Raw genomic sequence first — 11,984 nt, forward strand, 5'->3', positions numbered from 1 at the left:
CTCGACCGTTCTACTCATTCGCGCTGCCGCACACGCTGCAGCCTGGATCACGTTTGACTTTCAACTCACGGAAGCGCGTGCCGAGGGCATCGATCAGCAATAGACGCCCCACCAGCGGCTCGCCAAAACCAGCCAGCAGCTTCAGCGCTTCGAGGGCCTGCAGGCTGCCGACCAATCCGACCAGCGGGCCGATCACGCCGGCTTCGCTGCAGGTCAGTTCGGCTTCGCTGCCGTGCCCATATAAACAGTGGTAGCACGGACTTTCCGTTCGGCGCGGGTCGAACACCGACAACTGCCCTTCCAGACGAATCGCCGCGCCACTGACCAGCGGCTTGCCGGCAGCGACGCAGGCGGCGTTGACCGCCTCACGAGTGCCGAAATTGTCGGAACAATCGAGCACCAGATCTACCGCCGCCACAGCAGCGGCCAGTGAATCGACGTCCAGCGCGGTGCGATGGGGCACGAGCCTGACTTCAGGGTTGATCGCACTCAGCCGAGCCATGGCCGAATCGACCTTGCTCTGCCCGACGCTGTGGCTGTCGTGAATGATCTGGCGTTGCAGGTTGGTCAGGTCGACGCTGTCGAAGTCGGCCAGATGCAGCTCACCGACACCGGCAGCCGCCAGATACAGCGCCACCGGCGAGCCCAGACCGCCGACGCCGACGATCAGTGCGCGACTCTGCTTCAGACGCAACTGGCCGTCGATATCGACCTGTCGCAGCAGAATCTGGCGGCTATAGCGCAGCAGTTCTTCGTCGGTCAGCACGGTACGCGCCCGAAGGTAATGCGTTCATGGTCGCCCAGGTCGCGACGGGTCTGGATCTGCTCGAAACCATGACGGTCCAGCAACTCACGGACCGCCGGGCCCTGATCGTAGCCATGCTCCAGCAGCAGCCAGCCGCCGGCTTCCAGATGGGCCGGGGCCTGGGACACGATCAGTCGCAGATCGTCCAGACCGTCAGCACCGGAGGTCAGCGCGCTGCTCGGTTCAAAGCGTACGTCGCCTTGCACCAGATGCGGATCATTGTCGGCAATGTACGGCGGGTTGCTCAGGATCAGGTCGAAACGCTGCCCTTCGACGGCGCCGAACCAGTGGCTCTGCAGCACCCGCGCGTTGTCCAGATAGAGCCGCTGACGGTTGCGCTCGGCCAGCGCCACGGCTTCTTCTACCCGGTCGACCGCAGTGACCGTCCACTGCGGGCGGTCCTTGGCCAGCGACAGGGCAATGGCGCCCGTGCCGGTGCCCAGATCGAGCAGGCGATGAGGGATCGTGCCTGGCAACAGCTCCAGCGCGGTTTCCACCAGCATCTCGGTTTCCGGTCGCGGAATCAGGGTGTGGGTGGCGACTTCGAGGTCGATGTTCCAGAACCCTTGCTGACCGAGAATGTAGGCCACCGGCTCGCCGGTGCGGCGACGCTTCAGGTAAGCGTCGAAGGTCTGCGCCGCTTCGCTGCTGACGATGCGCTCGGGCCAGGTGTGCAAAAAGCTGCGCGGCTTGCCCAGGGCGGCGGCCAACAGCAGCTCGGCATCCAGGCGAGCGGTAGGAGAATCCGGCAGTTCGGCACTTCTTAACAAGCTGGCGATGATCGTCATTTACTCACCCAGTGCCGCAAGTTGGTCTGCCTGATACTCGGCAAGTAACGGTTCTATCACTGCATCGACTCCACCGGCCAAAACTTCATCCAGGGAATACAGGGTCAGGTTGACGCGGTGATCGGTCACCCGGCCCTGCGGAAAGTTGTACGTGCGAATACGTTCGGAACGGTCACCCGACCCCACCAGCAGCTTGCGTTCGCTGGCGATGGCGTTGGCGGCGGCGGCCGTTTGCTGATCGTTGAGCTTGGCCGACAGCCAGGCCATGGCCCGGGCGCGGTTCTTGTGCTGCGAACGTTCTTCCTGACACTCGACGACGATACCGGTCGGCAAGTGCGTGATGCGGATCGCCGAGTCGGTCTTGTTGACGTGCTGACCACCGGCGCCGGACGAGCGATAGGTGTCGATGCGCAAGTCCGCCGGGTTGATCTCGATGGCCTGCTGCTCATCGGGCTCCGGCAACACCGCCACGGTGCAGGCGGACGTGTGAATGCGGCCCTGGGATTCGGTTTCGGGCACGCGCTGCACGCGGTGGGCGCCGGATTCGAACTTCAGCTTGCCGTAGACGTTTTCACCTTCGACCCGGGCGATGACTTCCTTGAAGCCGCCATGCTCGCCTTCGTTCTCCGACAGGATCTCGACCCGCCAGCCGCGACGTTCGGCATAGCGCGAGTACATGCGGAACAGGTCGCCGGAGAAGATCGCCGCCTCGTCGCCGCCGGTGCCGGCACGGATTTCCAGAAACACGTTGCGACCGTCGTTGGGGTCCTTGGGCAGCAGCATTTTCTGCAGCTCGCTCTCCAGCACCACCAGTTGCTCCTTGGCCTCGCGCACTTCTTCCACGGCCATTTCGCGCATGTCCGGGTCGCTGTCCTTGAGCAGGGCCTGAGCGCCTTCCAGACCAGTCTGCACTTTCAGCAGTTGCTGGTAGGCCTGGATGACGGGCTCGACTTCCGCGTACTCACGGGAATACGCGCGGAATTTGGTCTGATCGGAAATGACCTCGGCGTCGCCAAGCAGAGCGGTCAATTCCTCGAAGCGGTCGCTGAGCACGTCCAGCTTGTTGAGCAGTGAAGCTTTCATTGCGGGGGTTTATCCGTGGAGCCCTCGTTGAGGGCAAAGAGTTCCTGAGCCATGGCCAGCGCATCGACGCGGCCCTCAGCGGAAAGTTTTTTCAGTTGCACGCTCGGTGCATGCATCAATTTGTTGGTCAGACCACGGGCCAGTGCCGCCAGTACGTCTTCGGCGTTGCCGCCGTTGGCGAGCAGGCGTTGGGCCTTTTGCAGCTCTTCGTCGCGCAGCCGCTCGCTCTGCTGGCGGTAGGCCTTGAGCACATCCACCGCGGCCAGCTCGCGCAGGCGCGACATGAAATCGTCGACACCGTGCGTGACCAGTTCCTCAGCTGCCTGGGCCGCACCTTGGCGACTCTTGAGGTTTTCCGCGACGACTTCGTGCAGATCGTCGACGGTGTACAGGTAAACGTCGTCCAGCTCGCCGACTTCCGGCTCGATGTCGCGGGGCACCGCGATGTCGACCATGAAAATCGGCTTGTGCTTGCGCAGTTTCAGCGCGCTTTCCACTGCGCCCTTGCCGAGGATAGGCAACTGGCTGGCGGTAGAACTGATGACGATGTCGCTGTTGACCAGCTCGGCAGGGATATCGGCCAAGAGCACCGCGTGGGCGCCGAACTCTTCGGCCAGAATGCTCGCCCGCTCCAGCGTGCGGTTGGCGACCACGATACGCTTGACTCCGAGATCATGCAGGTGCCGGGCGACCAGCGTGATGGTTTCACCCGCGCCGATCAGCAAAGCCTGACTGCGCTGCAGATCGCTGAAGATCTGCTTGGCCAGGCTGACGGCGGCAAACGCCACCGATACCGGGTTTTCGCCGATGGCCGTGTCCGTGCGTACCTGCTTGGCGGCGCTGAACGTCGCCTGAAACAGGCGCCCGAGCAGAGGTCCGATGGTGCCGGCCTCACGCGCCACGGCGTAGGCGGACTTCATCTGGCCGAGAATCTGCGGCTCGCCCAGCACCAGCGAATCCAGCCCGGAGGCCACGCGCATCATGTGGCGCACGGCTGCGTCGTCCTCGTGCACGTAGGCACTGGCGCGCAGCTCATCGACATTCAACTGGTGGTAGTCGGCCAGCCAGCGCAGCACCACGTCGGCGGTCAGCTGGTCCTGCTCTATATAAAGCTCACTGCGGTTGCAGGTCGACAGGATGGCGGCTTCGCGGCTCTGGGTCAGCCGGCACAGCTGCTGCAATGCCTCAACCAACTGCTCAGGCGTAAATGCCACGCGCTCGCGGACATCCACGGATGCAGTCTTATGGTTGATACCCAGAGCAAGAAAGGCCATGCAAGGTCGCTGGTGATGACGAGAAGCCGGCAATTGTCCTCTTTCAATAGATTCAGGACAACCACTGCAATACATTCAGAACGTCCGGAACAGGCTATTGTCCCTATAGAGATCCGCTTCACCGCCCTGCACCTGCGACAAATTGTCCATGAGCGGGCCGTGGTTGACGGGTTTGCAGTTTTCACCCGGGCTGTGGGTTTGCACCCGGCCTTGTGTCATGATGCTTCCAAACCGCAGGTAAGCCGCCTTTCTTCTATATGAATAAATCCTCCGCGTTGTTCCTTGCCCTTGTCGTCCTAGGTGGCTGCCAGTCTACGGCCCCTGTTTCCACGGAGCCTGCCGCTCCGGCGAAAGAAGCGACACCCGCGCCTGCGCCCAAACCGCAGGTCTACGGATCGTTCACCCGGGAAACCGTGGTCAGCCTGCTGACCGCCGAGCTTGCCGGGCAGCGCAACCGGTTCGACATCGCGCTGGACAACTACGTGACCCAGGCGATCCAGACTCAGGACCCGGGGATTTCCGAGCGCGCGTTCCGCATCGCCGAATACCTGGGCGCCGATCAGGCCGCGCTGGACACTTCGATGATCTGGGCCCGCAACGACCCGGACAACCTCGAAGCACAACGGGCGGCCGCCATCCAGCTGGCCCGCGCCGGTCGCTACGACGATTCCATGCGTTATATGGAAAAAGTCCTGCAAGGCCAGGGCGACACCCATTTCGACTTCCTCGCCCTGTCGGCGGCGGAAACCGACTCCAGCACCCGCAAGGGCCTGCTCGCCAGCTTCGATCGCCTGCTGGCGAAATACCCGAAAAACGGCCAGTTGATCTTCGGCAAGGCCCTGCTGCTGCAACAGGAAGGCGACAACACCGCGTCGCTGAAACTGCTCGAAGACAACCCGCCGGGCGAAGGCGAAGTGGCACCGATCCTGTTGCGCGCACGCCTGCTGCAAAGCATGAACCGCGGCAAGGAAGCGTTGCCGCTGCTGGAAAAAAGCATCAAGAAATACCCGGACGACAAACGTCTGCGCCTGACCTACGCGCGCATGCTGGTGGAGCAGAACCGCATGGAGGACGCCAAGGTGCAGTTCTCCAGCCTGGTTCAGCAGTACCCGGACGATGACGAATTGCGTTATTCGCTGGCGCTGGTCTGCCTGGAAAACAAGGCCTGGGACGAAGCACAGGGCTATCTGGAAGACCTCGTCGCCCGTGGCAGTCATGTCGATTCGGCCCATGTGAACCTGGGTCGCATCCATGAAGAACGCAACGACCCGCAGGCTGCGCTCACCGAGTACGCCCAGGTCGGGCCGGGCAACGACTACCTGCCGGCACAACTGCGTCAGGCCGACATTCTGATGAGCAACGGCAACACCGCCGAAGCCTCGAAACGTCTGGCTCAGGCCCGTGCCGATCAGCCGGATTACGCGATTCAGCTGTACCTGATCGAAGCCGAAACCCTGACCAACAACAACCAGAGCGAGCGCGGCTGGCAGGTCTTGGGCCAGGCGCTGAAGCTGTATCCGGACGATCTGAATCTGCTGTACACCCGTGCGATGCTGGCGGAGAAACGCGACGATCTGAAACAGATGGAAACAGACCTGCGCGCCATTCTCAAACGCGAACCGGATAATGCCATGGCCCTGAACGCCCTCGGCTACACCCTGTCCGACCGCACCACGCGTTACGCCGAAGCCAAGGAACTGATCGAACGCGCGCATCAGCTCAACCCGGACGATCCGGCGGTGCTCGACAGCCTCGGCTGGGTCAATTATCGCCTGGGCAATCTGGATGAAGCCGAGCGCCTGCTGCGCGAAGCCCTGGAGCGTTACCCGGACCACGAAGTTGCCGCTCACCTGGGCGAAGTGCTCTGGGCCAAGGGGCAACAACGCGAAGCCCGCAAGATCTGGGGCAAAGCACTTGAACAGCAACCTGACAGCCCGGTCCTGCGCAGCACCCTCAAACGCCTGACCGGCTCCGAGACCCTTTGACGTTATGTTATTGCGCCACATCGCCGTATTCGGCCTGATCGCCCTGCTCGCCGGCTGTACCGGCCTCACCACCCGTGAAGCCGTGCAAGGCCAGGGCAACGCCAGCCAATGGCGAGTCAACAAAGAACAGCTCAGCAGCCTCGACGGCTGGCAAATCAACGGCAAGGTCGGGATCCGCGCACCCAAGGACTCCGGCAGCGGCACGCTGTTCTGGCTGCAACGCCAGGATTACTACGACATCCGCCTGTCCGGCCCGCTCGGTCGCGGCGCGGCACGCCTGACCGGCCGCCCTGGCGCGGTGTCGCTGGAAGTCGCCAACCAGGGTCGCTACGACGCGCAGGATCCGGAAAGCCTGCTCAAGGATCAGCTTGGCTGGCGACTGCCGGTGTCCAATCTGGTCTGGTGGGTCCGCGGCCTCCCTGCCCCCGACAGCAAGAGCAAGCTGACGCTGGACGGCGACAGTCGTCTGGCCGCTCTGGAGCAGGATGACTGGCAGATCGAATACCTGAGCTACACCCAACAGAACGGCTACTGGCTGCCGGAGCGGATGAAACTGCACGGCCAGGATCTGGACGTCACGCTGGTCATCAAGGACTGGCAACCGCGCAAGCTGGGGCAATGAACATGTCCCAGCCACTGTTGACCCTGCCCGCACCCGCCAAACTCAATCTGATGCTGCACATCACCGGTCGCCGTCCTGACGGCTACCACGAGCTGCAGACGATCTTTCAGTTTCTCGATTACGGCGATGAGCTGAGTTTCGCCCTGCGCGACGACGGCGAAGTGCGCCTGCAAACGGAAATTGCCAACGTGCCCCACGACAGCAATCTGATTGTCCGGGCCGCACGCGCATTGAAAGAACAATCCGGTTGTTCCCTCGGTGCGGACATCTGGCTGAAAAAGGTTCTGCCCATGGGCGGCGGTATCGGCGGCGGCAGTTCCGATGCCGCGACCACCCTGCTGGGTCTGAATCACCTCTGGCAACTGGGCTGGGACGAAGATCGTCTCGCCGCGCTGGGGCTCAAGCTCGGGGCTGACGTGCCGGTTTTCGTACGTGGACACGCGGCTTTTGCCGAGGGCGTCGGCGAAATCCTCACCCCTGTAGACCCCGAAGAACCGTGGTATCTGGTACTTGTTCCGCAAGTCTCTGTAAGTACAGCAGAAATTTTTTCAGATCCACTGTTGACACGCGACTCACCTCCCATTAAAGTGCGCCCCGTTCCCAAGGGAAACAGCAGAAATGACTGCTTACCGGTGGTGACAAGGCGTTATCCAGATGTTCTTAACGCTTTGAATTTGTTAGGTAATTTTACCGAAGCAAAACTAACCGGAACTGGAAGTTGTGTGTTTGGGGCCTTCCCAAACAAAGCTGAAGCTGATAAAGTCTCGGCCCTTCTTACAGAGACCCTTACAGGGTTTGTGGCAAAAGGCAGCAACATCTCGATGTTGCACCGGAAGTTACAGACACTGCTCTAAGAGAACCGAATGCCAGGCATTCGTTGCAACAGATACAGGGGCGTCGCCAAGCGGTAAGGCAGCAGGTTTTGATCCTGCCATGCGTTGGTTCGAATCCAGCCGCCCCTGCCATTTTCCTATAGCCATCCAGGCATACCCTAATCCTCCAGGTACTGCGCGTGTCCAAGATGATGGTCTTCACGGGGAACGCTAACCCCGATCTGGCTCGGCGTGTCGTACGTCAGCTGCATATCCCTCTCGGTGACATTTCTGTCGGTAAGTTCTCCGACGGCGAAATCACTGCCGAGATCAATGAAAACGTTCGCGGTAAAGACGTCTTCATTATTCAGCCGACCTGCGCTCCGACCAACGACAACCTGATGGAACTCGTCGTGATGGCTGATGCCTTCCGTCGTTCCTCGGCTACTCGTATCACTGCTGTTATCCCCTACTTTGGTTATGCCCGTCAGGATCGCCGTCCGCGTTCCGCACGTGTGGCAATCAGCGCCAAGGTCGTTGCGGACATGCTGACTGTTGTCGGCATCGACCGTGTGCTGACCGTTGACCTGCACGCCGACCAGATTCAGGGTTTCTTCGATATTCCGGTAGATAACATCTACGGCTCCCCAGTTCTGGTGGACGATATCGAAGACCAGCGTTTCGAAAACCTGATGATCGTTTCCCCGGACATCGGTGGCGTCGTGCGTGCACGTGCCGTTGCCAAGTCCCTGGGTGTCGATCTCGGGATCATCGACAAACGCCGTGAGAAGGCCAATCACTCTGAAGTGATGCACATCATCGGTGACGTCGAAGGTCGTACCTGCATTCTGGTCGACGACATGGTCGATACCGCCGGCACCCTGTGCCACGCGGCCAAGGCCCTGAAAGAGCACGGTGCTGCCAAGGTTTTCGCCTACTGCACCCACCCTGTTCTGTCCGGTCGTGCGATCGAGAACATCGAGAACTCCGTGCTCGACGAACTGGTGGTGACCAACACCATCCCGTTGTCTGCCGCAGCACAAGCCTGTGACCGTATCCGTCAACTGGATATCGCACCGGTTGTTGCAGAAGCGGTTCGCCGCATCAGCAACGAAGAATCGATCAGCGCGATGTTCCGCTAAGGGCGCTGCCCTTTCGAATCATCCGTTGACGAAAAGCGCCCCGCCCCAACACTTCCGTTGGGGCGGGGCTTTTTTGCCCACCCTGCTTTGACGCCGGTCGCAAGCGTCAGGCAGGCGGCCAATTTGGAGATACAAAATGACTGATTTCATCCTGAACGCCCAAGCGCGTACTGACCTGGGGAAAGGTGCGAGCCGCCGCCTGCGTCACTCCGCCAGCATCCCTGCCGTGGTTTACGGTGGTGGCAAAGCTGCCGAATCCCTGACCATCGTGGCCAAGGAAATCGCCAAACTGTTCGAAAACGAAGCGGCTTTCAGCCACGTTATCGAACTGAACGTTGACGGCAAAAAGCAAAACGTCATCGTCAAGGCCATGCAGCGCCACCCGGCCAAGCAGTTCATCATGCACGCTGACTTCGTTCGCGTTGTTGCCGGCCAGAAACTGACCGCCAAAGTACCGGTTCACTTCATCAACGAAGAAGCTCCGGTCAAGAAAGGCGGCGAGATCTCTCACGTAGAGAACGAAATCGAAGTTTCCTGCGAAGCCAAAGACCTGCCTGAGTTCATCGAAGTTGACCTGGCCAACGCCGAAGTCGGCACCATCATCCACCTGTCGGACCTGAAAGCTCCGAAAGGCGTTGAGTTCGTGGCTCTGGCTCACGGCGACGACAAGGCTGTTGCCAACGTTCACGCTCCACGCGTTGCTCCAGAAGCTGAAGAAGGCGCTGCCGAGTAATCTTTACTCGCACGCCGGTTGAACCGGTGACGGAGCCCTGCTTCGTCACCCTCGACCCAAGGAAGAGCCCCTGACGTGACCGCCATCCAACTGATCGTCGGCCTGGGAAACCCCGGCCCCGAATACGAACAGACCCGGCATAACGCAGGGGCTCTTTTCGTTGAACGCATTGCCAGCGCACAGCGGGTCAATCTGACTGCTGACCGCAAGTATTTCGGCCTGACGGCTAAATTCAGCCATCAGGGCCAGGACGTTCGTCTGCTGATTCCGACCACCTACATGAACCGCAGCGGCCAGTCCGTCGCGGCATTGGCCGGTTTCTTCCGGATTCCTCCTGCGGCCATTCTGGTGGCCCATGACGAACTCGACCTGCCGCCGGGTGTCGCCAAACTCAAACTGGGTGGCGGACACGGTGGGCACAACGGTCTGCGCGACATCATCGCGCAGCTCGGCAACCAGAACGGCTTCCATCGTCTGCGGTTGGGCATTGGCCACCCGGGCGACGCCAAATTGGTTTCCAACTTCGTTCTGGGTCGTGCGCCACGCGCCGAACAGGAGAAGCTGGACGCCAGCATCGACTTTGCCCTCGGCGTGCTGCCGGATGTCCTCGCCGGCGACTTCGCCAAGGCGATGCGCGTTCTGCACAGCCAGAAGGCCTGACATCACTCGAGGGGAAACACCATGGGATTCAATTGCGGCATCGTCGGCCTGCCCAACGTCGGCAAGTCCACCCTGTTCAACGCCCTGACCAAATCCGGTATCGCGGCGGAAAACTTTCCCTTCTGCACCATCGAGCCGAACAGCGGCATCGTGGCCATGCCCGATGCACGCCTGAACGCACTGGCGGAAATCGTCAATCCCAAGCGCATCCTGCCGACCACCATGGAGTTCGTCGACATCGCCGGCCTGGTGGCGGGCGCGTCCAAGGGTGAAGGCCTGGGCAACAAGTTCCTCGCCAACATCCGCGAGACCGACGCCATCGCTCACGTGGTCCGCTGCTTCGAAGACGAGAACGTGATTCACGTCTCCAACAGCGTCGACCCGAAACGCGACATCGAGATCATCGACCTGGAACTGATCTTCGCCGACCTCGACAGCTGCGAGAAGCAACTGCAGAAGGTCGCGCGCAACGCCAAGGGCGGCGACAAGGAAGCCGTGGTCCAGAAAGGCCTGCTGGAAAAACTCATCGCCCACTTCACCGAAGGCAAGCCTGCGCGCAGCCTGATGAAGACCATGGGTGCCGATGAGAAAGCCGTGATCAAGGGCTTCCACCTGCTGACCACCAAACCGGTCATGTACATCGCCAACGTCGCCGAAGACGGCTTCGACAACAACCCGCACCTGGACGTGGTCAAAGCCATCGCCGAAGAAGAAGGCGCGGTCGTGGTGCCGGTGTGCAACAAGATCGAAGCGGAAATCGCCGAGCTCGACGACGGTGAAGAGAAAGACATGTTCCTCGAAGCCCTGGGCCTCGAAGAGCCAGGCCTGAACCGCGTGATCCGCGCCGGCTACGAAATGCTCAACCTGCAGACCTACTTCACCGCAGGTGTCGAAGAAGTCCGCGCCTGGACCGTCCGTGTCGGTGCCACCGCACCACAAGCCGCTGGCGTGATCCACACCGACTTCGAAAAAGGCTTCATCCGCGCCGAGTGCGTCGCCTACAACGACTTCATCCAGTACAAGGGCGAAGCCGGTGCCAAGGAAGCTGGCAAATGGCGTCTGGAAGGCAAGGACTACATCGTCAAGGACGGTGACGTGCTGCACTTCCGCTTCAACGTCTGATCAGGATTGCCGTGATTTTCACGGCAGCTGATACCCACAAAGCCCCCGCACTCACCTGGTGATGCGGGGGTTTTGCGTTATGGCGTCTGCGCTTACAGCTGCGGCTGCGCCGCCTTGAACAACAGCACCTTGCCCTCCCGCTTCACCGTCACGTCGCGGAAGTGCTCGCGCAGGTGGCCTTCGAAGCCGAGCTGGTTGTCGTCGCGATTACCGAAAATGCCTTTCTTGTTGTAGACCTCCATCAGCTTGCGGCCGAAGCCGTTGTGGCCGACGTCATCGCCGAGGATGGTGGCGCCGAACAGCACGCCGCCGGGCTGAAGGTTGTGTTTGAGGTTGGCGAAGATCGCGGCCTTGGCGTCCAGCGGGCCTGGCAGGCAGTGCAACAGGTAGAACATCGAGATGGAGTCGAAGCGTTCTTCGCTGCTCAGCGGCTTGAACACATCGTGCTGGATCGTCCGGGTATTGGCGCGGCCGATGCGGCGTTTCGCGGCAGCAAGGCTGCTGGGATTGAGGTCGAGCAATGTGACCTGAGTGTCCTGCGGCAGCTGCGCCTTGGCCAGGTAATAGCCGGTGCCGACGCCGATATCGAGGTGCCGGCTGCGTACATTGGCGCGAAAGAACGGCAGCAGGACTTCGTCGGTCCGACACTGCCAGGCGAAGCGGTTGGAGATGCCCAGCACCCAAGCGTCGTACAAGGCCAGGGTCAAAGGAGAATAAACCGCCGCACCGGCGGCACTGCTATCGGTCATGGGAACGCTCTAGACAGAGGGAAAACGACCCATGGTTATACGTTGCCTCTGTTTCGCCGGGCAACCTGTATCAAGGTATAAGAGCAAACAGCACCCTGAACTGTAGGAGCGTGGCTTGTCCCGCGACCGGCTGCGCAGCAGTCGTAAAACCCGTGCACACGGTGTGTCAGGTAATGCCAGTGCGCATGGTTTTACGACGGGTTCCCCGC

The 11,984-nt window shown here is 61.1% G+C and carries 12 protein-coding genes and 1 tRNA gene; 8 read left to right on the forward strand and 5 right to left on the reverse strand.

Annotated features, from left to right (window positions below):
* Nucleotides 1-10: 10 nt before the first annotated feature.
* Genes ACIPL0_RS25205 through hemA form a run of 4 tightly spaced genes read right to left on the reverse strand, consistent with a single transcriptional unit; the run spans nucleotide 11 to nucleotide 3,950 of the window.
* The gene (locus ACIPL0_RS25205; protein ID WP_400600309.1) at nucleotides 11-766 is read right to left on the reverse strand and encodes a molybdopterin-synthase adenylyltransferase MoeB; all 756 of its coding nucleotides are present in this window, start codon (nucleotides 764-766) and stop codon (nucleotides 11-13) included.
* On the reverse strand, nucleotides 760-1,593 hold the full coding sequence (prmC, locus tag ACIPL0_RS25210) for a peptide chain release factor N(5)-glutamine methyltransferase (RefSeq protein WP_400600307.1): 834 nt from the start codon (nucleotides 1,591-1,593) through the stop codon (nucleotides 760-762). Before prmC ends, ACIPL0_RS25205 begins: the two co-directional genes overlap by 7 nt.
* Entirely contained in the window at nucleotides 1,594-2,676 is a 1,083-nt protein-coding gene (gene prfA / locus ACIPL0_RS25215; RefSeq protein ID WP_400600306.1) for a peptide chain release factor 1, read from the reverse strand.
* Complete coding sequence (gene hemA / locus ACIPL0_RS25220; RefSeq protein ID WP_400600304.1) at nucleotides 2,673-3,950, reverse strand: glutamyl-tRNA reductase; 1,278 nt, start codon at nucleotides 3,948-3,950, stop codon at nucleotides 2,673-2,675. The genes prfA and hemA overlap by 4 nt, the downstream gene beginning before the upstream one ends.
* A gap of 257 nt (nucleotides 3,951-4,207) precedes the next feature.
* Here hemA and ACIPL0_RS25225 point away from each other — a divergent pair, with 257 nt between their 5' ends.
* The 8 genes from ACIPL0_RS25225 (at nucleotide 4,208) to ychF (ending at nucleotide 11,026) form a co-directional block, all read left to right on the forward strand.
* The gene (locus tag ACIPL0_RS25225) at nucleotides 4,208-5,935 is read left to right on the forward strand and encodes a tetratricopeptide repeat protein (protein ID WP_400600302.1); all 1,728 of its coding nucleotides are present in this window, start codon (nucleotides 4,208-4,210) and stop codon (nucleotides 5,933-5,935) included.
* A gap of 4 nt (nucleotides 5,936-5,939) precedes the next feature.
* Entirely contained in the window at nucleotides 5,940-6,557 is a 618-nt protein-coding gene (gene lolB / locus ACIPL0_RS25230; protein WP_400600300.1) for a lipoprotein insertase outer membrane protein LolB, read from the forward strand.
* A 2-nt stretch (nucleotides 6,558-6,559) separates the two neighbouring features.
* Nucleotides 6,560-7,411 (forward strand): 4-(cytidine 5'-diphospho)-2-C-methyl-D-erythritol kinase, encoded by an 852-nt coding sequence (gene ispE, locus ACIPL0_RS25235; protein ID WP_400600298.1) that lies wholly within the window; start codon nucleotides 6,560-6,562, stop codon nucleotides 7,409-7,411.
* Between the two features lie 36 nt (nucleotides 7,412-7,447).
* A tRNA-Gln gene (locus ACIPL0_RS25240) sits at nucleotides 7,448-7,522 on the forward strand.
* Between the two features lie 47 nt (nucleotides 7,523-7,569).
* Nucleotides 7,570-8,511, forward strand: coding sequence for a ribose-phosphate pyrophosphokinase (locus ACIPL0_RS25245; RefSeq protein WP_093462390.1), 942 nt, complete (start codon nucleotides 7,570-7,572; stop codon nucleotides 8,509-8,511).
* Between the two features lie 136 nt (nucleotides 8,512-8,647).
* Nucleotides 8,648-9,244: a 50S ribosomal protein L25/general stress protein Ctc gene (locus ACIPL0_RS25250; RefSeq protein ID WP_400600296.1), complete on the forward strand. Its 597-nt coding sequence runs from the start codon at nucleotides 8,648-8,650 to the stop codon at nucleotides 9,242-9,244.
* 75 nt (nucleotides 9,245-9,319) lie between these two features.
* Nucleotides 9,320-9,904 carry an aminoacyl-tRNA hydrolase gene (gene pth, locus ACIPL0_RS25255; protein ID WP_400600295.1) on the forward strand — a complete coding sequence of 195 codons (585 nt, stop codon included), beginning with the start codon at nucleotides 9,320-9,322 and terminating at the stop codon, nucleotides 9,902-9,904.
* Between the two features lie 21 nt (nucleotides 9,905-9,925).
* Nucleotides 9,926-11,026 (forward strand): redox-regulated ATPase YchF, encoded by a 1,101-nt coding sequence (ychF, locus tag ACIPL0_RS25260; protein ID WP_400600293.1) that lies wholly within the window; start codon nucleotides 9,926-9,928, stop codon nucleotides 11,024-11,026.
* Between the two features lie 92 nt (nucleotides 11,027-11,118).
* Here the strand turns inward: ychF and ACIPL0_RS25265 are convergent, their stop codons facing one another.
* Nucleotides 11,119-11,775, reverse strand: coding sequence for a class I SAM-dependent methyltransferase (locus ACIPL0_RS25265; RefSeq protein WP_400600291.1), 657 nt, complete (start codon nucleotides 11,773-11,775; stop codon nucleotides 11,119-11,121).
* Nucleotides 11,776-11,984 lie beyond the last annotated feature (209 nt).

It is taken from the genome of Pseudomonas sp. NPDC090208 (assembly GCF_044746785.1).
GTDB lineage: Bacteria > Pseudomonadota > Gammaproteobacteria > Pseudomonadales > Pseudomonadaceae > Aquipseudomonas.

What these genes read in the sequence shown, in the direction of transcription:
- ACIPL0_RS25250 (WP_400600296.1), top strand. Translation starts at nt 8,648, where the DNA reads ATGACTGATTTCATCCTGAACGCCCAAGCGCGTACTGACCTGGGGAAA.
- ACIPL0_RS25265 (WP_400600291.1), bottom strand. Translation starts at nt 11,775, where the DNA reads ATGACCGATAGCAGTGCCGCCGGTGCGGCGGTTTATTCTCCTTTGACC.
- prmC (WP_400600307.1), bottom strand. Translation starts at nt 1,593, where the DNA reads ATGACGATCATCGCCAGCTTGTTAAGAAGTGCCGAACTGCCGGATTCT.
- ACIPL0_RS25225 (WP_400600302.1), top strand. Translation starts at nt 4,208, where the DNA reads ATGAATAAATCCTCCGCGTTGTTCCTTGCCCTTGTCGTCCTAGGTGGC.
- ychF (WP_400600293.1), top strand. Translation starts at nt 9,926, where the DNA reads ATGGGATTCAATTGCGGCATCGTCGGCCTGCCCAACGTCGGCAAGTCC.
- lolB (WP_400600300.1), top strand. Translation starts at nt 5,940, where the DNA reads ATGTTATTGCGCCACATCGCCGTATTCGGCCTGATCGCCCTGCTCGCC.
- prfA (WP_400600306.1), bottom strand. Translation starts at nt 2,676, where the DNA reads ATGAAAGCTTCACTGCTCAACAAGCTGGACGTGCTCAGCGACCGCTTC.
- hemA (WP_400600304.1), bottom strand. Translation starts at nt 3,950, where the DNA reads ATGGCCTTTCTTGCTCTGGGTATCAACCATAAGACTGCATCCGTGGAT.
- ispE (WP_400600298.1), top strand. Translation starts at nt 6,560, where the DNA reads ATGTCCCAGCCACTGTTGACCCTGCCCGCACCCGCCAAACTCAATCTG.